Below are 16767 nucleotides of genomic sequence, written 5' to 3' on the forward strand. Positions count from 1 at the left end.
CGACAGCCCGGGGTACCGCGCCGCCCGAGACGTCACAGTCTCGTGAGGATTGCGCGCGTCCGGTGTCTCGCGCCCCGCCCGTCCGTCCGCGCCGGGCGTCACACCCGGGGCAGTGACTCCACGCCGATGCCGCCCTCGATCGCCAGGATCCGGTGCAGCCGGGTGGCCACCAGCAGACGCTGCATCTGCGGCGGTACGTCGCGCAGCACCAGACGCCGGCCGCAGCGGCCGGCCCGCCGGTGGACGCCCATGATCACGCCGAGTCCGGTGGCGTCCCAGGAGTCCAGTTCGGACAGGTCCAGCACCAGATCGCCGACTCCGTCGTCGACGGCCGAGTGCAGGACCGTACGGGCGTCCGCCGCGCTGCGGACGTCGAGGCGGCCCCCGACGACCAGCTCGGCGTGGTCGCCCCTGATGTGCATATGCGCTCCCCGTGAGTGCGGTGGTGTGTCCTCGTACTCCGTGACGGTGGCTGTGCAACGTCTGACTGCTTCAGCGGCGAACAGGTTGCCGTCTGTAAGCGAACCGATACCGAATTCACCCCGGAGGGTGATACCTCCGGGGGCTGTGCGGTTTCAGTGGCTGTCCGTACGGGTGTGTCAGTACGTGTAGAAGCCCTGCCCGCTCTTGCGTCCGATGTCACCGGCGTCAACCATCCGGCGCATCAGCTCCGGCGGCGCGAACTTCTCGTCCTGCGTCTCGGTGTAGATGTTGCCGGTGGCGTGCAGCAGGATGTCGACGCCGGTCAGGTCCGCCGTGGCCAGCGGGCCCATGGCGTGGCCGAAGCCCAGCTTGCACGCGAGGTCGATGTCCTCGGCGCTCGCCACGCCCGACTCGTAGAGCTTGGTCGCCTCGACGACGAGCGCCGAGATGAGACGGGTCGTCACGAAGCCGGCGACGTCGCGGTTGACGACGATGCAGGTCTTGCCGACGGACTCGGCGAACTCCCGCGCGGTGGCGAGGGTTTCGTCGCTCGTCTTGTAGCCGCGGACCAGCTCGACGAGCTGCATCATCGGCACCGGCGAGAAGAAGTGCACGCCGACCACCCGCTCGGGGTGCTCGGTGGCCGCCGCGATCTTGGTGATCGGGATGGCCGAGGTGTTGGACGCCAGCACGGCATCCGGGCGCACGATCTTGTCGAGCGCACGGAAGATCTCGTGCTTGACCTCCAGCTTCTCGAAGACGGCCTCGACGACGAGGTCGGCGTCCGCGGCGGCGTCCAGATCGGTGGTCGCGGAGATCCGGCCGAGGGCGGCGTCGGCGTCGTGCGCCTCCAGCTTCCCCTTGCTCACGAACTTGTCGTACGAGGCCTTGATGCCGTCGGTGCCACGCTTCAGCGCCTCGTCGGTGACGTCCCGAAGGACCACCTCCCAGCCTGCCTGCGCGGCGACCTGGGCGATACCGGAACCCATCAGACCGGCGCCGATGACGGCCAGCTTCCGTGCCACTGTGCGACTCCCCTTTTGAACGCCTTACCCGCTGTTTAGTTGCCTCTTCGGCGGACCTTAGCGCTCGTGAAGCGCTGTGTGACCGGTAAGTAACGCGCGTCACGTCTCATCTGACGGACATCACACCGGCACGGCTCACGGGGCGCCACGGACGGCGTAGTTGAGCACCTTCTCGCCCAACAGCTCCTCGATCTCGTCGAGGAGGACGAGCACTTCTCGTGACACTACGTCCGGATTGCGCCCGGCGAGCATCGCGCGGCTGACGCTCACCATGACCATCTGCTGGACCCAACAGATCTGACCGGCGATCAGACCGGGCAGGGGGTCGTCCGCGGCGGCACCCACCTCTTCGCGCAGGGTGGCTTCGAGGTGGTCGAGGATCTCCTGCTGGAGCGTCCACAGCCGCGAACGCAGGGGCGGCGCCTCGTGGATGACGCGCATGAAGTTGCCGTAGCCCGCCATGAGACCGACCCGCGGCGAGACCACCTCGACCTCGGCGCGCAGCTCGCGCAGGACGGCCCGGGCCGCCGACTCCCCCGCGTCCCGGCCGCGCACCCAGCGGGAGGCCCGCTCCACCACCTCGACGGAGCGGTCGAGGAAGAGGTCCTCCTTGGCGGGGAAGTAGTTGTAGACGGTGTTGACCGAGACGTCGGCCGCCTCCGCGATCTCAGCGATGGTCACCTCCATGAACCCGCGCTCCAGGAACAGCCCGGTGGCCATGTCCGAGATGCGCTGCCGCGTCTCGCGCTTCTTCCGCTCCCTGAGCCCTTCCGCCATGGTCCACATCCTAACTTCGATGGACCCTATGAAACTTTGGGGTCATTGCAAACTTTCAGAGACTCTGTTTTTCTAGGGCCATGCCCATCATCAGTACGGCCTCACTGGCCCGTACCTTCCGGACCAGGCTCGGCCCCGTGGCGGCCGTGCGCGGTATCGACCTCGCCGTCCGGGAGGGCGAGATCCTCGGCCTCCTGGGCCCGAACGGCGCCGGGAAGACGACCACCCTCCGCATGCTCACGACCCTCCTGAAACCCACCGGCGGCGCGGCCACCATCGCCGGCCGCGACCTCGCCGGCGACCCGGCCGGGGTGCGCCGGGCCTGCGGATACGTGGCCCAGTCGGGCGGCGTCGACCCGCAGATCTCCGTACGCGAGGAACTGGTCACGCAGGGACGGCTGTACCGGCTGTCGAAGGACCGAGCAGCCGAGCGGGCCAGGGAGTTGGCCGACACCCTCGATCTCACCGGCCTCCTCGACCGCAGGTGCGGCACGCTCTCCGGCGGCCAACGGCGGCGCCTGGACATCGCGTTGGCGCTCGTCCACCGCCCGAAGGTCCTGTTCCTCGACGAGCCGACGACCGGACTCGACCCGGGCAGCCGCGCCGACCTGTGGGACCTGATCCGCGGCCTGCGCGACGAACACGGCACGACCGTCTTCCTGACCACCCACTACCTCGACGAGGCAGACGCCCTCGCGGACCGGCTGGTCATCGTCGACAAGGGCGTCGTCGTGGCCGAGGGCACGCCGAGCGCGCTCAAGCTGCGGTACGGCGGCTCGATCGACGCCACCCTCCAGGACACCTTCCTCGCCGTCACCGGCCGCGGCCCCGCCCCGGCCGACTCCGCCCCCGTAGCCGTATAGCCACCCGAACCGCCGTACAGGAGACCGATGTTCGTCCACGACACCGCGCTGATCTACGGGCGCTATCTGCGTCAGTCGCTGCGCTCACGATTCGCGCTGCTCTTCGGGTTGTTGATGCCGCTGCTGTATCTGCTGTTCTTCGGTCCGCTGCTCACGGGGCTGCCGCTCGGCGGTCGAGGCAGTTCCTGGCAGCTGCTCGTGCCGGGGCTGCTGCTTCAACTGGGGCTGTTCGGGGCCGCGTTCGCGGGGTTCACGGTCATCGTCGAGAAGGGGCAGGGGGTGGTCGAGCGGATGCGGGTGACGCCGGTCAGCCGGCTCGCGCTGCTGCTCGGCCGGGTGCTGCGGGATGCCACGGTCCTGATCGTCCAGGCGGTGCTGCTGGTGCTGGCGGCGGTGGCGATGGGGCTGCGCGCGCCGCTGGCCGGGGTGCTGATCGGGTTCGCGTTCGTCGGGCTGCTCACCATCTCGCTGGGCTCGCTGTCGTGCGCGCTGGCGATGCGGGTCTCGACCCCGCAGGAGTTCGGCCCGCTGGTCAACGCCGTGACCCTGCCGTCGATGCTGCTGTCCGGCCTGATGCTCCCGATGACCCTGGCCCCGGGGTGGCTGGACCTGCTCTCGCACGTCATGCCGCTGCGCTATCTGGTCGACGCGGTGCGGGACGCGTACGTCGGCTCGTACACGAGCGACCACATGCTCCACGGCGTCCTGGTGGCCGTCGCCTTCGCGACACTGACCGTGACGGTGGGCACACGCGTCTTCCGGACCGCCGGGGCGTAACTACGCTGGCCCCATGGTCAATCTGACGCGCATCTACACCAGGACCGGCGACCAGGGCACCACCGCCCTCGGCGACATGAGCCGGGTCGCCAAGACCGATCTGCGGATCTCCGCGTACGCCGACGCCAACGAGGCGAACGCGGTGATCGGCACGGCGATCGCGCTGGGCGGCCTGGACGAGGAGATCGTCAAGGTCCTCGTCCGCGTCCAGAACGACCTCTTCGACGTGGGCGCGGACCTGTCGACGCCGGTGGCGGAGAACCCCGAGTTCCCGCCGCTGCGCGTCGAGCAGTTCTACGTCGACAAGCTGGAGGCCGACTGCGACCGCTTCAACGAGGAACTGGAGAAGCTGCGCTCCTTCATCCTCCCCGGCGGCACGCCCGGCGCGGCCCTGCTCCACCAGGCCTGCACGGTCGTCCGCCGGGCCGAGCGGTCGACATGGTCCGCGCTGGAGGTCCACGGCGAGGTCATGAACCCCCTCACCGCGACCTACCTCAACCGGCTATCGGACCTGCTCTTCATCCTTGCCCGTACGGCCAACGCGGCGGTCGGGGACGTGCTGTGGGTCCCCGGCGGAGAGCGCTGACCCGGCCTCGAACTCCGCCCCCGGGCGCTTCTTCGGCCAGATCACGTAGGTCAGCGCGATCAGGCCGTGGATGCCTGCGGCCCTGAGAGCCACCCACTGGAAGCTGCGCAGGGACGTGGTGTCGCCGTCGCCGACGTACCAGATCGCGGCCTGGAGCAGGGCGCAGGCGACGGCGGCCATCAGGACCGTGCGCAGCCACAGCCGGCCCTCGTGCAGGGCCCGGGGCGCTCCGTAGCGGGGCGGCCTGGGCGGGCGCGGGGCTCCTGCCAGGCGGTGGGCGGCGTGGCCGTCTAGCCAGCGGATCGTGTAGTGGCCGTAGGCGACGGTGAAACCGATGTAGAGGGCGGCGAGACCGTGTTCCCAGCTCGGCTCGGCGCCGTTCTTGAGGTCCACGGCCGTCACGGCGAACAGGACCAGTTCGAGGACCGGCTCGCACAGCAGCAGCGCCACGCTCGTGCGGCGCATCCTCAGCAGGTAGCGGACGGCCAGCCCGGCGGCCAGCAGCACCCAGAACCCGACCTCGCAGGCGATGATCAGGGCGACGATCACGGTGTGCTCCCTTCGTTCCTTCCAGGCTCCCGTCCGTCGGCGGCCGGTTCGTCGTCGCGGGTGACGAAGTCGCGGTACATCGAAGGATGCAGTTCGGGACCCTTCCCGGGGAGCAGGCGGGCGGGCCGGGTGCCGTGTTGGATGGAGTCATGGCCGTGACGCTCCCCCGCCCGCACCGCGACGACGTACGCATCGCCGTCGGGGGCCTGCTCGGCGGACTGCTCGTCTGGGCGGTGAGCGTCGGCATCCGGCCGCACGACGACCCGCTCGTCCGCTGGCACGGCCACTGGCCGATCCTGGTGCCGCTGGTCGTGATGGCCGGCTGCGAGCTGCTGCGCCGGACCCGACCGCGTACGGGCCTGCTGATCGGCGTGGCCGCGCTGACCGTCGACACCCTCACCCAGGGCAACCTGGCCACCCTGGTGATGTTCACGGACCTCGTCTACGCGGGCGTCCTGTACACCCCGCCCGCGGTCGCCCGCCGGGTGCTGTGGATCAGCGGGCTGATGACGGTGGTCGCCACGGTGCTGCCCGTGGCCACCCTGCGCAAGCCCGAGGCGCTGCTGATCGGGGTGGCCGTGGGGCTGGTGGCGTTCACGCCCGCGGCCACCGGCTGGATCGTCCGCAATCATCGTGACGCCGCCGACAGCGCCCGGCTGCGCGCCGAACAGACCGCGCTGCTGGCCGAGATGGACCGCGTCCAGGCGGTGACCGCCGAACGTGCCCGGATGGCGAGGGAGTTGCACGACATGGTCGCCAACCACCTGTCGGCGATCGCCATCCACTCCACGGCGGCGCTCTCGCTCGACGACCCGAGGACGTCGCAGGAGGCGCTCGGCGTGATCCGCGAGAACAGCGTCGAGGGGCTGTCGGAGATGCGCCGGCTGATCGGCATCCTCCGTGACGACAGCGGAGACACCGAGCCCGCCGTCGCACCCACCCTCGAAGGGCTCGGCGCCCTGGTCGCCGGCGCCCGGTCCAACGGCCTCGACGTCACCCTGGAGGCCGCCCACGCCGAACGGCTGCCCGCGCCGGTGGAGTTGGCGGCGTACCGGATCGTCCAGGAGTCGCTGACCAACGCCCTCAAGCACGCCGGACCGGGGGTCGTCACGGTCGTTCTCGAAGAGTCGGACGGGGCGTTGGCCATCGCCGTGACCAGCCCGTACGGCCATCGCGACGGCCCCCGCGCACCCGGCTCCGGTGCCGGTCTGGTCGGCATGCGGGAGCGGACCGCGCTGTTGAGGGGCACCTTCGAGGCGGGGCCCGGGACGGACGCGTCGGGCGGCAAGGTCTGGTCGGTCCGGGCCGTCCTCCCCCTCGGTGAAGGAGATTTGGAATGATCCGTGTCCTGGTCGCCGAGGACCAGTCCGCCGTGCGCGCCGGGCTGGTCCTCATCCTGCGCAGCGCACCCGACATCGAGGTGGTCGGCGAGGCGGCGGACGGGGAGCAGGCGGTGGCCCTGGCGCGGGAGCTGCGGCCGGATGTGGTGCTGATGGACATCCAGATGCCGCGCCTGGACGGGGTGTCGGCGACCCGGCAGGTGGTCGCGGAGCGGCTCGCGGACGTCCTCGTACTGACCACGTTCGACCTGGACGAGTACGTCTTCGGGGCGCTGCGCGCGGGCGCCGCGGGTTTCCTTCTGAAGAACACCGACGCCAAGGACCTGTTGGAGGCGGTGCGTACGGTCGGACGCGGCGAGGGCCTGATCGCCCCGGCCGTCACCCGGCGGCTCATCGCGGAGTTCGCCGCGGGCCCCGCGCGGCGGCCGGCGGCCGACCTGGCCGTCCTCGACGCCCTGACCCGGCGCGAGCGGGAGGTGTTGTCGTGCCTCGGCGAGGGAATGTCCAACGCGGAGATCGCGATCCGGCTCGACATGGCGGAGGCGACGGTGAAGACGCACGTCAGCCGACTGCTGGGGAAGCTGGAGCTGCGCAGCCGGGTGCAAGCGGCCGTGCTGGCGCAGGAGTTGGGGATCTGATCCCGTATACGAGCGGTGGTCCAGACCTCTTGACCTGTGGTCCAGACCTTTCTATTCTCGCGGCACCGTGGGTGCGAAGGCTCAGTCGCACCCCCACCCCCGCTCTTTGAGCTCTTTGAAAAGAGGAGGCGCACCATGCGCTTCAGACACAGAGCCGCCGCAGGGTTCGCGTCCCTGCTGCTCCCGCTGGCCGGACTCGTCGGCCTCGCGAGCCCCGCCCAGGCCGCCACCACGGCGACCGCCACCTTCGCCAAGACCAGTGACTGGGGCACCGGCTTCGGCGGTCAGTGGACCGTCAAGAACACCGGCACCGCCGCCATCAGCACCTGGACCGTCGAGTGGGACTTCCCCTCCGGCACGTCCGTCACCTCCGCCTGGGACGCCGACGTCACGTCCTCCGGCACCCACTGGACCGCCAAGAACAAGTCCTACAACGGCACCATCGCCCCCGGGGCCTCCGTCTCCTTCGGCTTCAACGGCGCCGGCTCCGGCTCGCCCTCCAACTGCAAGCTGAACGGCGACAGTTGTGACGGCACCACGGTTCCCGGCGACGCGGCGCCCTCCGCGCCCGGCACCCCGACCGCCTCGAACATCACCAACACCTCGGTGAACCTGTCCTGGTCGGCGGCCACCGACGACAAGGGCATCAAGAACTACGACGTGCTGCGCGACGGCGCCAAGGTCGCCACGGTGACGACGACGTCGTACACCAACACCGGCCTGACCGCCGGCACCGACTACTCGTACACGATCCAGGCCCGGGACACCGTCGACCAGACCGGCCCGGTCAGCGGCGCGGTCGCCGTGCACACCACCGGCGGCACCACGACCCCGCCCACCGGCAACAAGGTCAAGCTCGGCTATCTCACCGAGTGGGGCACCTACACCCGCAACTACCAGGTCAAGAACCTGGTGACCTCGGGCTCGGCCTCGAAGATCACGCACATCAACTACGCGTTCGGCAACGTGACCAACGGGCAGTGCGCGATCGGTGACGCCTACGCCGACTACCAGAAGACGTTCACCGCCGACCAGTCGGTCAGCGGCGTCGCCGACACCTGGGACCAGCCGCTGGCGGGCAACTTCAACCAGCTGCGCCAGCTGAAGGCCAAGTACCCGAACATCAAGATCCTGTGGTCCTTCGGCGGTTGGACCTGGTCCGGCGGCTTCGCCCAGGCGGCGGCCAACCCGACCGCGTTCGCCAACTCCTGCTACAGCCTGGTCGAGGACCCGCGCTGGGCCGATGTCTTCGACGGCATCGACATCGACTGGGAGTACCCCAACGCCTGCGGTCTGTCCTGCGACACCAGCGGTGCCGCGGCGTACAAGAACCTGATGCAGGCGCTGCGCGCCAAGTTCGGCTCCAACAACCTGGTCACCGCCGCCACCACGGCGGACGGCACCTCCGGCGGCAAGATCGACGCCGCCGACTACGCGGGCGCGGCCCAGTACGTCGACTGGTACAACGTGATGACGTACGACTTCTTCGGCGCCTTCGACGCGGACGGCCCGACCGCCCCGCACTCCCCGCTCACCACCTACACCGGCATCCCGCAGGCCGGCTTCACCACGGCCGACGCGATCGCCAAGTTCAAGTCGAAGGGCGTCGCCGCGAGCAAGCTGCTCATCGGCATCGGCTTCTACGGCAGAGGCTGGACCGGCGTGACCCAGGCCGCACCCGGCGGCTCGGCGACCGGCCCCGCGCCCGGCACCTACGAGCAGGGCATCGAGGACTACAAGGTCCTCAAGACGTCCTGCCCGGCCACCGGCACGATCGCCGGCACGGCGTACGCCTACTGCGGCAACAACTGGTGGTCCTACGACACCCCGAGCACGATCGCCGGAAAGATGAGCTGGGCCAAGACCCAGGGTCTGGGCGGCGCGTTCTTCTGGGACTTCAGCGGCGACACCAGCAACGGTGAGCTGGTGACCGCCATCAACAACGGCCTCGCGTAAGCGAGTTGCCGCTAACAGCTAAGCGACGTTGACGCGCTGACCGGGCGGGGCTGCCTCAAGCCACGCGAGAAATCCGGTCAGCGCGTCATCGCTCATGGCGAGTTCGAGACGCGTGCCCCGGTGCAGACAGGTGAGGACCACGGCGTCGGACAGCAGCGCCAACTCCTCCTCGCCCTCGGGCAGTCGGCGGCCGGCCACCTCGATCGCGGCGCGCTCCAGCACCCGGCGCGGGCGGTAGGCGTAGGAGAAGACGCGGTACCACTCGATGCGGTCGCCGTTGTAGCGGGCGACGCCGTAACTCCAGCCTTTTCCACTGGTGTCGGATTTCGCCGGGACGTCCCAGCGCAGGGAACAGTCGAAGGTGCCGCCGGAGCGCTGGATGAGTCTGCGGCGCAGACCGAAGACGAACAGCCCCAGTACCACCAGGGCCACCAAGATTCCGCACACAGTCAGAGCGAGGACCATCGACACCGACCTCCTCGTCTCCTAGGTACCGAAAACAGATAACGGAACGGAAAAAACATCCAGATCTGCCTCAGCCGCGACCGGCTCCGGATTGCTCCGGTGCCGATCGCGGCTGAGTGACGTCATCGCAGCTGTGCTGGGTTCAAGCTCAGCTCCCGGCCGCCGTACGCAGTCGTACGTCCGCACGGCGCTCCGCGGAGGCGTCGCCCTCCGCCTTCGCGCGCTCCAGCTCCCGCTCCGCGCGCTGGACGTCGATCTCGTCCGACAGCTCGGCGATCTCGGCCAGCAGGGACAGCTTGTTGTCCGCGAACGAGATGAAACCGCCGTGGACAGCCGCCACGACCGTTCCCCCGTCGCTCGTACGGATGGTCACCGGGCCCGACTCCAGCACACCGAGCAGCGGCTGGTGACCGGGCATGACGCCGATGTCGCCGGACGTGGTGCGCGCGACGACCAGGGTGGCCTCGCCGGACCAGACCTCTCGGTCGGCCGCGACCAACGCGACGTGCAGCTCAGCAGCCAAGGTTGGCTCCTCGGGTCACCACCCGGCGGTTGTGCCGGGTGTTGGTTACAAGTCTAGTGGGCGTGAATGAGGGGGCGGGACGTGCCCCGCCCCCTCACCGGTGAGTCATGGGACTCACATCGAGCTCAGGGCTCAGGAGACGCCCAGCTCCTTGGCGTTGGCCTTCAGGTCCTCGATGCCACCGCAGAGGAAGAACGCCTGCTCCGGGAAGTGGTCGTACTCACCGTCGATGATCGCGTTGAACGCGGTGATCGACTCCTCCAGCGGGACGTCCGACCCGTCGACGCCGGTGAACTGCTTGGCGACGTGGGTGTTCTGGGACAGGAAGCGCTCCACGCGACGGGCGCGGTGGACGGTGAGCTTGTCCTCCTCGCCGAGCTCGTCGATACCGAGGATGGCGATGATGTCCTGGAGGTCCTTGTACTTCTGCAGCACCGTCTTGACGCGCATGGCGGTGTTGTAGTGGTCCGCCGCGATGTAGCGGGGGTCCAGGATGCGGGACGTGGAGTCCAGCGGGTCCACGGCCGGGTAGATGCCCTTCTCGGAGATCGGACGGGAGAGAACCGTCGTCGCGTCGAGGTGGGCGAAGGTGGTGGCCGGGGCCGGGTCGGTCAGGTCGTCCGCGGGGACGTAGATCGCCTGCATCGAGGTGATCGAGTGACCACGCGTCGAGGTGATGCGCTCCTGGAGGAGGCCCATCTCGTCGGCCAGGTTCGGCTGGTAGCCCACCGCGGAGGGCATACGGCCGAGCAGGGTCGAGACCTCGGAACCGGCCTGCGTGAAGCGGAAGATGTTGTCGATGAAGAACAGCACGTCCTGCTTCTGCACATCGCGGAAGTACTCCGCCATGGTCAGACCGGCAAGCGCCACACGAAGACGCGTGCCCGGCGGCTCGTCCATCTGACCGAAGACCAGGGCGGTCTTGTCGATGACGCCCGAGTCGGCCATCTCCTCGATGAGGTCGTTGCCCTCACGGGTGCGCTCGCCGACGCCGGCGAACACGGAGACACCGTCGTGGTTGTTGGCGACGCGGTAGATCATCTCCTGGATGAGCACCGTCTTGCCGACGCCGGCACCGCCGAACAGGCCGATCTTGCCACCCTTGACGTAGGGGGTGAGCAGGTCGATGACCTTGACGCCGGTCTCGAACATCTCGGTCTTCGACTCGAGCTCGTCGAAGTTGGGGGCCTTGCGGTGGATGGACCAGCGCTCGCCCTCGTACTTCTCGTCGCTGTTCAGGACCTCGCCGAGGGTGTTGAACACCTTGCCCTTGGTGAAGTCGCCGACCGGGACGGTGATGCCCGTGCCCGTGTCGGTGACGGCGGCCTGGCGGACCAGACCGTCGGTGGGCTGCATCGAGATGGTGCGGACCAGGCCGTCACCCAGGTGCTGGGCGACCTCCAGGGTCAGCGTCTTCTTCGCACCGTCGAGGGCCGGGTCGGCCACCTCGACGTGCAGAGCGTTGTAGATCTCCGGCATCGCGTCGACGGGGAACTCCACGTCGACGACCGGGCCGATGACCCGGGCGACGCGGCCCGTGGCAACGGCCGTCTCAACTGTCGTCGTCATTACCTGTCACTCCCCGCGGTCGCGTCGGCCAGGGCTGCGGAGCCACCGACGATCTCGCTGATTTCCTGGGTGATTTCGGCCTGGCGGGCCGCGTTGGCAAGTCGGGAGAGCGTGGTGATCAGGTCTCCCGCGTTGTCGGTGGCCGACTTCATCGCACGGCGCGTGGCGGCGTGCTTGGAAGCGGCCGACTGGAGCAGCGCGTTGTAGATACGGCTCTCCACGTACCGCGGCAGGAGGGCGTCCAGGACGTCCTCCGCCGACGGCTCGAAGTCGTACAGCGGAAGGATCTCGCCCTTGGGCGCCTCTTCCGCGACCTCGTCGAGGCTGAGCGGAAGCAGTCGGCTGTCGATCGCCGTCTGCGTCATCATCGACACGAACTCGGTGTAGACGATGTGGAGTTCGTCCACGCCGCCCTCGGTCGTCTCCGTCTCGATCGCCTCGATCAGCGGACCCGCGACCTTCTTCGCGTCCGCGTACGAGGGCTCGTCGGTGAAGCCCGACCACGACTCCACGACCTTGCGCTCGCGGAAGTTGTAGTGGGCCAGACCGCGGCGGCCGACGATGTACGTGTCGACCTCCTTGCCCTCGGCCTCAAGACGCGCGGTCAACTGCTCCGCGGCCTTGATGGCGTTGGCGTTGAAGGCGCCGGCCAGACCGCGGTCGCTCGTGAGGAGCAGGACCGCGGAACGGGTCGGCGACTCGGCCTCGGTGGTCAGCGGGTGCTTGGTGTTCGAACCGGTGCCGACCGCCGTGACCGCGCGGGTGAGCTCGGTCGCGTACGGCGTGGAGGCCCTCACCTTGCGCTGCGCCTTGACGACGCGCGAGGCGGCGATCATCTCCATCGCCTTGGTGATCTTCTTGGTCGCGGTGACGGATCGGATGCGACGCTTGTAGACCCGGAGCTGGGCTCCCATGAGTCAGGTCCCTTCCTACGTCACTTGGCCGCGGCCGGGGCGTCCTCGCCGAGGAGCTTGCCGTCCGAGGTCTCGAACTGCTTCTTGAACTCGGTGATCGCGTCCGCGGCGGCGGTGAGGGTGTCGTCCGACATCTTGCCGCCCTCCTTGATGGAGGTCATGAGGCCCTGCTGCTTGCGGTGCAGGTACTCCAGGAGCTCCTTCTCGAAGCGGCGGATGTCCTCGACCGGTACGTCGTCCATCTTGCCGGTGGTCGCGGACCACACGGAGACGACCTGGTCCTCGGTGGGCATCGGCTGGTACTGCGGCTGCTTGAGCAGCTCGACCAGCCGCTGACCGCGCTCCAGCTGGGCCTTCGACGCGGCGTCCAGGTCGGAACCGAAGGCGGCGAACGCCTCCAGCTCGCGGTACTGGGCAAGGTCGAGGCGCAGTCGGCCGGAAACCTGCTTCATCGCCTTGTGCTGCGCGGATCCACCGACTCGGGAGACGGAGATACCGACGTTCAGCGCGGGGCGCTGACCGGCGTTGAAGAGGTCCGACTCCAGGAAGCACTGGCCGTCGGTGATGGAGATGACGTTGGTCGGGATGAACGCCGAGACGTCGTTGGCCTTGGTCTCGACGATCGGCAGGCCGGTCATCGAGCCCTTGCCCATCTCGTCGGAGAGCTTCGCGCAGCGCTCAAGGAGACGGGAGTGCAGGTAGAAGACGTCACCCGGGTAGGCCTCGCGGCCCGGCGGACGGCGCAGCAGCAGGGACACGGCGCGGTAGGCGTCGGCCTGCTTGGAGAGGTCGTCGAAGATGATGAGGACGTGCTTGCCGTCGTACATCCAGTGCTGGCCGATGGCCGAACCGGTGTACGGCGCCAGGTACTTGAAGCCGGCCGGGTCGGACGCCGGGGCGGCGACGATGGTCGTGTACTCAAGGGCGCCGGCCTCTTCGAGCGCACCACGCACGGAGGCGATGGTGGAGCCCTTCTGACCGATGGCGACGTAGATGCAGCGGACCTGCTTGTTCACGTCGCCCGAGCGCCAGTTGTCGCGCTGGTTGATGATCGTGTCGACGGCCAGGGCGGTCTTGCCGGTCTGGCGGTCGCCGATGATCAGCTGACGCTGGCCACGGCCGATCGGGGTCATCGCGTCGACGGCCTTGTAGCCGGTCTCCATCGGCTCGTGCACCGACTTGCGGACCATGACGCCCGGGGCCTGCAGCTCCAGGGCGCGGCGGCCGGTGGTCTCGATCTCGCCGAGGCCGTCGATCGGGTTGCCGAGCGGGTCGACGACACGGCCGAGGTAGCCCTCGCCGACGGCGACGGACAGGACCTCTCCGGTGCGGGTGACCGGCTGGCCCTCCTCGACACCGCTGAACTCGCCGAGGATGACGGTACCGATCTCACGCTCTTCGAGGTTGAGCGCGAGACCGAGGGTGCCGTCCTCGAACTTCAGCAGTTCGTTGGCCATGGCCGAGGGGAGGCCCTCGACCTTCGCGATGCCGTCGCCGGCAAGGGTGACCGTACCGACCTCCTCGCGCGAGGCCGCGTCCGGCTTGTACGACTGGACGAAGTTCTCCAGCGCGTCCCGGATCTCCTCCGGCCGGATCGTGAGCTCCGCCATCTGGGTTCCCTGCTCTCCTTGTTGGGCCCGAAGTTTCACTTTGGGGGGTGCCTGAACTTCCGGACTCCCCCCTGAAAGAGGTGAATCCTCTGCACGGCCCAACCGGGCCGTAGGTACGTACTGCTCTGTCGCTACTGCTGTCCTGCTGGTACTGCGGTACTGCTCTGCTGCTGGTACTGCTCTGCTGCTCTGAAGTTGCTGCTAGCTCGCCAGGCGGCGGGCGGCGTCCTCGATGCGGTCCGCGACCGAACCGTTGATGACCTCGTCACCGACCTGCACCCGCAGCCCGCCGACGACCTCGGGGTCGACGTCGAGGTTCAGGTGCATCGGGCGGCCGTAGAGCTTCGTCAGGGCGGCGCCGAGGCGCCGCTTCTGCGAGTCGCTCAGCGGCTCGGCCGAGGTGACCACGGCCACCATGCGGTCCCGGCGCTCGGCGGCGAGCTTGGACAGGGACTCCAGTCCCGTCTCCAGGCTACGTCCCCGGGGCGCGGTGACCAGACGCGTCACCAGACGCTCGGTGGTCGGGTTGGCCCGGCCGTCGAGCAGGCGGTGCAGCAGCTCGGTCTTGGCGGTGCCGACGTCCTTGCGGCCGGTCAGCGCGGCGCGCAGCTCGGTGCTGGAGGAGACGATCCGGCCGAACCGGAACAGCTCGTCCTCCACGTCGTCGAGCGCGCCGGCCTGCTGGGCCGCCGTGAGGTCGGCGATGTTGGCCAGTTCCTCCAGCGCGTCCGCCAGGTCACGCGACTGCGACCAGCGCGAGCGGACCATGCCGGACACCAGGTCCACGGTCTGCCCGCCGACCTGACCGGCGAACAGGCGCTCGGCCAGCTGGGCCTTGCCCGCGCCGTCCTGCGCCGGGTCGGTGAGGACCCGACGCAGGGACACCTCGCGGTCGAGCAGCGCGGTGACGGCGGCCAGCTCGTCGGCGAGCGAGCCGGCGTCCACGGACGTCGAGTCCGTCAGGGCGTCGAGACGCTCGCGTGCGGCTGCCAGGGCCTCGCGGCTCGCTCCGTTCATCGAGCCGCCTCGGCCTTCTCCTCAAGGTCATCGAGGAAACGGTCGATCACGCGGCTCTGCCGGGCGTGGTCCTCGAGGGACTCGCCGACCAGCTTGCCGGCCAGGTCGGTGGCGAGCTTGCCGACGTCCTGGCGCAGCGCGGACGCGGCGGACTTGCGGTCGGCCTCGATCTGGGCGTGACCGGCGGCGACGATCTCCTCGCGCTGACGCTGGCCCTCGGCCCGCATCTCCGCGATGAGCGCGGCGCCCTGCTCCTGCGCCTCCTGGCGCAGACGCGCGGCCTCGTGCCGGGCCTCGGCGAGCTGGGCCTTGTACTGCTCAAGGACGCTCTGGGCCTCGGTCTGCGCGGCCTCGGCCTTCTCGATACCGCCCTCGATGGCCTCGCGACGCTCTTCCAGGACCTTGTTGATGGTCGGGAGGAGCTTCTTGGCGAGGAAGCCGAAGACGATGACGAAGGCGATCAGGCCGATGACGAGCTCCGGCCACGGCGGAACGAGGGGATTCTCCTTCTCCGCCTCGGCCGCCAGCTGAACCAGTGCGTGGTTCACATCAGTGCCTTTCGTCGAATGGGGCTGTCGTCGTGGTTCGTCTTAGTAGACGAACGGCATGACGAGGCCGATGAGGGCCAGCGCCTCACAGAACGCGAAGCCGAGGATCTGGTTGGCGCGGATGAGGCCGGCCGCCTCGGGCTGGCGGGCGAGGGCCTGGGTGCCGTTGCCGAAGATGATGCCGACGCCGACGCCCGGGCCGATCGCGGCGAGGCCGTAACCGATGGAGCCGAGGTTGCCGTCGACCGCAGCGAGGGTCTGGAGAGCGGACATGCCGGTTCTTCCTTCTCTTTCAGTGACCGGTGGGGGTTGGCCACCGGTGGGTCTGTCGGTTGGGTCAGGGGGTCGCTCAGTGGTTCTCGGCGAGCGCGCCCTGGATGAAGGTGCAGGTCAGGAGGACGAAGACGTACGCCTGAACCGCCTGGATGAAGAGCTCGAAGGCGGTCATCACGATGACCATCACGAACGAGACAGCGGAGTAGGCGATGCCGATGCCGTTCAGCATGTACCAGCTGGCGATCGTGAAGAGCAGCAGCAGGGTGTGACCGGCGAACATGTTCGCGAAGAGTCGCACCGCGTGCGTGAACGGACGGACCAGCAGGTTCGAGAAGAACTCGATGGTCATGGAGAGCGGCAGGACGGCGCCGAGCGACTTGTCGTAGCCGGTGACGTTCTTGAAGAAACCGACGAAGCCGTGCCGCTTGAAGGTGAGCGAGACCCACGTGATGTAGACGATCGCCGCCAGCACCATCGGGTAGGCGATGATCGACGTCACCGGGAAGGACGCGAGCGGGACGATCGACCAGAGGTTCATCATCCAGATGAAGAAGAACAGCGAGACGGCGAGCGGTACGTACTTCTCGCCCTCGCGCTTTCCGATCGTCTGGTAGACGATGCCGGTCCGGACGAAGTCGTAGCCGGCCTCGGCGACCATCTGGAGCTTGCCCGGCACGATCTGGGGCTTGCGGAACGCGGCCCAGAAGAAGCCCACCACGAGGATCGAACCGAGCAGGGCCAGCAGCATCGGCTTGTTGAAGTACAGGCCGTCGGTGTCGCCGGCGATCGGCTCGAACAGGAACGAGTGCAGGCCCGGAGCCGGGAAGCCGCACCCGTCGAACAGGTGGCAGCTCGTGTCGAAAGCGAGCGTCTGCGTCGGATCAGCACTCACCGCGGGCTCCTTCATCGTG

19 protein-coding genes are annotated in these 16767 nt (G+C 68.8%); 6 read left to right on the forward strand and 13 right to left on the reverse strand.

Annotation, left to right across the window (positions count from 1 at the left end):
- Positions 1 to 98: 98 nt before the first annotated feature.
- From ACIQI8_RS19120 to ACIQI8_RS19130, 3 genes are all read right to left on the reverse strand, one after another.
- Positions 99 to 422, reverse strand: a complete 324-nt coding sequence (locus ACIQI8_RS19120; protein ID WP_123997713.1) for an STAS domain-containing protein — start codon at positions 420 to 422, stop codon at positions 99 to 101.
- Positions 423 to 599: 177 nt separating this feature from the next.
- Positions 600 to 1448, reverse strand: a complete 849-nt coding sequence (locus tag ACIQI8_RS19125; protein ID WP_402351614.1) for a 3-hydroxyacyl-CoA dehydrogenase family protein — start codon at positions 1446 to 1448, stop codon at positions 600 to 602.
- A gap of 135 nt (positions 1449 to 1583) precedes the next feature.
- Complete coding sequence (locus ACIQI8_RS19130; RefSeq protein ID WP_402351617.1) at positions 1584 to 2225, reverse strand: TetR/AcrR family transcriptional regulator; 642 nt, start codon at positions 2223 to 2225, stop codon at positions 1584 to 1586.
- Positions 2226 to 2305: 80 nt separating this feature from the next.
- Between ACIQI8_RS19130 and ACIQI8_RS19135 the strand changes: the two genes are divergently transcribed.
- The 3 genes from ACIQI8_RS19135 to ACIQI8_RS19145 are packed head-to-tail and all read left to right on the forward strand — an operon-like array spanning position 2306 to position 4451.
- Positions 2306 to 3088, forward strand: coding sequence for an ABC transporter ATP-binding protein (locus tag ACIQI8_RS19135; protein WP_402351620.1), 783 nt, complete (start codon positions 2306 to 2308; stop codon positions 3086 to 3088).
- Between the two features lie 27 nt (positions 3089 to 3115).
- Positions 3116 to 3865 carry an ABC transporter permease gene (locus tag ACIQI8_RS19140; RefSeq protein WP_402351623.1) on the forward strand — a complete coding sequence of 250 codons (750 nt, stop codon included), beginning with the start codon at positions 3116 to 3118 and terminating at the stop codon, positions 3863 to 3865.
- A 13-nt stretch (positions 3866 to 3878) separates the two neighbouring features.
- Positions 3879 to 4451: a cob(I)yrinic acid a,c-diamide adenosyltransferase gene (locus tag ACIQI8_RS19145; protein ID WP_402351626.1), complete on the forward strand. Its 573-nt coding sequence runs from the start codon at positions 3879 to 3881 to the stop codon at positions 4449 to 4451.
- Here the strand turns inward: ACIQI8_RS19145 and ACIQI8_RS19150 are convergent.
- On the reverse strand, positions 4368 to 5000 hold the full coding sequence (locus ACIQI8_RS19150) for a hypothetical protein (RefSeq protein WP_402351629.1): 633 nt from the start codon (positions 4998 to 5000) through the stop codon (positions 4368 to 4370). The genes ACIQI8_RS19145 and ACIQI8_RS19150 overlap by 84 nt on opposite strands.
- Before the next feature lie 149 nt (positions 5001 to 5149).
- On the opposite strand from ACIQI8_RS19150, the gene ACIQI8_RS19155 reads away from it, so the two are divergent.
- The 3 genes from ACIQI8_RS19155 (at position 5150) to ACIQI8_RS19165 (ending at position 8934) form a co-directional block, all read left to right on the forward strand.
- Positions 5150 to 6340, forward strand: a complete 1191-nt coding sequence (locus ACIQI8_RS19155) for a sensor histidine kinase (protein ID WP_402351632.1) — start codon at positions 5150 to 5152, stop codon at positions 6338 to 6340.
- Positions 6337 to 6978, forward strand: a complete 642-nt coding sequence (locus ACIQI8_RS19160; protein ID WP_402351634.1) for a response regulator — start codon at positions 6337 to 6339, stop codon at positions 6976 to 6978. The genes ACIQI8_RS19155 and ACIQI8_RS19160 overlap by 4 nt, the downstream gene beginning before the upstream one ends.
- A 135-nt stretch (positions 6979 to 7113) precedes the next feature.
- A complete protein-coding gene (locus ACIQI8_RS19165; RefSeq protein WP_402351637.1) occupies positions 7114 to 8934 on the forward strand; it encodes a glycosyl hydrolase family 18 protein in 1821 nt (606 codons plus the stop codon).
- Positions 8935 to 8952: 18 nt separating this feature from the next.
- Here the strand turns inward: ACIQI8_RS19165 and ACIQI8_RS19170 are convergent, their stop codons facing one another.
- The 9 genes from ACIQI8_RS19170 to atpB form a co-directional block, all read right to left on the reverse strand.
- Complete coding sequence (locus ACIQI8_RS19170) at positions 8953 to 9399, reverse strand: DUF2550 domain-containing protein (RefSeq protein ID WP_402351640.1); 447 nt, start codon at positions 9397 to 9399, stop codon at positions 8953 to 8955.
- A 148-nt stretch (positions 9400 to 9547) separates the two neighbouring features.
- The gene (locus ACIQI8_RS19175; protein ID WP_401728848.1) at positions 9548 to 9922 is read right to left on the reverse strand and encodes a F0F1 ATP synthase subunit epsilon; all 375 of its coding nucleotides are present in this window, start codon (positions 9920 to 9922) and stop codon (positions 9548 to 9550) included.
- 132 nt (positions 9923 to 10054) lie between these two features.
- Positions 10055 to 11491, reverse strand: a complete 1437-nt coding sequence (gene atpD, locus ACIQI8_RS19180) for a F0F1 ATP synthase subunit beta (RefSeq protein WP_402351643.1) — start codon at positions 11489 to 11491, stop codon at positions 10055 to 10057.
- A complete protein-coding gene (locus ACIQI8_RS19185; RefSeq protein WP_402351646.1) occupies positions 11491 to 12405 on the reverse strand; it encodes a F0F1 ATP synthase subunit gamma in 915 nt (304 codons plus the stop codon). Before ACIQI8_RS19185 ends, atpD begins: the two co-directional genes overlap by 1 nt.
- Before the next feature lie 20 nt (positions 12406 to 12425).
- Complete coding sequence (gene atpA / locus ACIQI8_RS19190; protein WP_123997727.1) at positions 12426 to 14015, reverse strand: F0F1 ATP synthase subunit alpha; 1590 nt, start codon at positions 14013 to 14015, stop codon at positions 12426 to 12428.
- 201 nt (positions 14016 to 14216) lie between these two features.
- Positions 14217 to 15032, reverse strand: coding sequence for a F0F1 ATP synthase subunit delta (locus tag ACIQI8_RS19195; protein WP_402351650.1), 816 nt, complete (start codon positions 15030 to 15032; stop codon positions 14217 to 14219).
- Entirely contained in the window at positions 15029 to 15580 is a 552-nt protein-coding gene (locus ACIQI8_RS19200; protein ID WP_402351653.1) for a F0F1 ATP synthase subunit B, read from the reverse strand. Before ACIQI8_RS19200 ends, ACIQI8_RS19195 begins: the two co-directional genes overlap by 4 nt.
- Positions 15581 to 15622: 42 nt before the next feature.
- Positions 15623 to 15853, reverse strand: a complete 231-nt coding sequence (gene atpE / locus ACIQI8_RS19205; RefSeq protein ID WP_103780068.1) for an ATP synthase F0 subunit C — start codon at positions 15851 to 15853, stop codon at positions 15623 to 15625.
- A 76-nt stretch (positions 15854 to 15929) separates the two neighbouring features.
- Positions 15930 to 16763 (reverse strand): F0F1 ATP synthase subunit A, encoded by an 834-nt coding sequence (gene atpB / locus ACIQI8_RS19210; RefSeq protein WP_185146045.1) that lies wholly within the window; start codon positions 16761 to 16763, stop codon positions 15930 to 15932.
- Positions 16764 to 16767: the final 4 nt, after the last annotated feature.

Source organism: Streptomyces sp. NPDC092369 (assembly GCF_044755245.1).
GTDB lineage: Bacteria > Actinomycetota > Actinomycetes > Streptomycetales > Streptomycetaceae > Streptomyces.

Excerpts from the sequence above, each read along its gene's own strand:
- ACIQI8_RS19160 (WP_402351634.1), top strand. The coding sequence starts at position 6,337 with ATGATCCGTGTCCTGGTCGCCGAGGACCAGTCCGCCGTGCGCGCCGGG.
- ACIQI8_RS19120 (WP_123997713.1), bottom strand. The coding sequence starts at position 422 with ATGCACATCAGGGGCGACCACGCCGAGCTGGTCGTCGGGGGCCGCCTC.
- ACIQI8_RS19170 (WP_402351640.1), bottom strand. The coding sequence starts at position 9,399 with ATGGTCCTCGCTCTGACTGTGTGCGGAATCTTGGTGGCCCTGGTGGTA.
- atpE (WP_103780068.1), bottom strand. The coding sequence starts at position 15,853 with ATGTCCGCTCTCCAGACCCTCGCTGCGGTCGACGGCAACCTCGGCTCC.
- ACIQI8_RS19140 (WP_402351623.1), top strand. The coding sequence starts at position 3,116 with ATGTTCGTCCACGACACCGCGCTGATCTACGGGCGCTATCTGCGTCAG.
- ACIQI8_RS19195 (WP_402351650.1), bottom strand. The coding sequence starts at position 15,032 with ATGAACGGAGCGAGCCGCGAGGCCCTGGCAGCCGCACGCGAGCGTCTC.
- ACIQI8_RS19130 (WP_402351617.1), bottom strand. The coding sequence starts at position 2,225 with ATGGCGGAAGGGCTCAGGGAGCGGAAGAAGCGCGAGACGCGGCAGCGC.
- ACIQI8_RS19155 (WP_402351632.1), top strand. The coding sequence starts at position 5,150 with ATGGCCGTGACGCTCCCCCGCCCGCACCGCGACGACGTACGCATCGCC.
- atpB (WP_185146045.1), bottom strand. The coding sequence starts at position 16,763 with ATGAAGGAGCCCGCGGTGAGTGCTGATCCGACGCAGACGCTCGCTTTC.
- ACIQI8_RS19185 (WP_402351646.1), bottom strand. The coding sequence starts at position 12,405 with ATGGGAGCCCAGCTCCGGGTCTACAAGCGTCGCATCCGATCCGTCACC.
- ACIQI8_RS19145 (WP_402351626.1), top strand. The coding sequence starts at position 3,879 with ATGGTCAATCTGACGCGCATCTACACCAGGACCGGCGACCAGGGCACC.
- atpD (WP_402351643.1), bottom strand. The coding sequence starts at position 11,491 with ATGACGACGACAGTTGAGACGGCCGTTGCCACGGGCCGCGTCGCCCGG.
- atpA (WP_123997727.1), bottom strand. The coding sequence starts at position 14,015 with ATGGCGGAGCTCACGATCCGGCCGGAGGAGATCCGGGACGCGCTGGAG.
- ACIQI8_RS19135 (WP_402351620.1), top strand. The coding sequence starts at position 2,306 with ATGCCCATCATCAGTACGGCCTCACTGGCCCGTACCTTCCGGACCAGG.
- ACIQI8_RS19165 (WP_402351637.1), top strand. The coding sequence starts at position 7,114 with ATGCGCTTCAGACACAGAGCCGCCGCAGGGTTCGCGTCCCTGCTGCTC.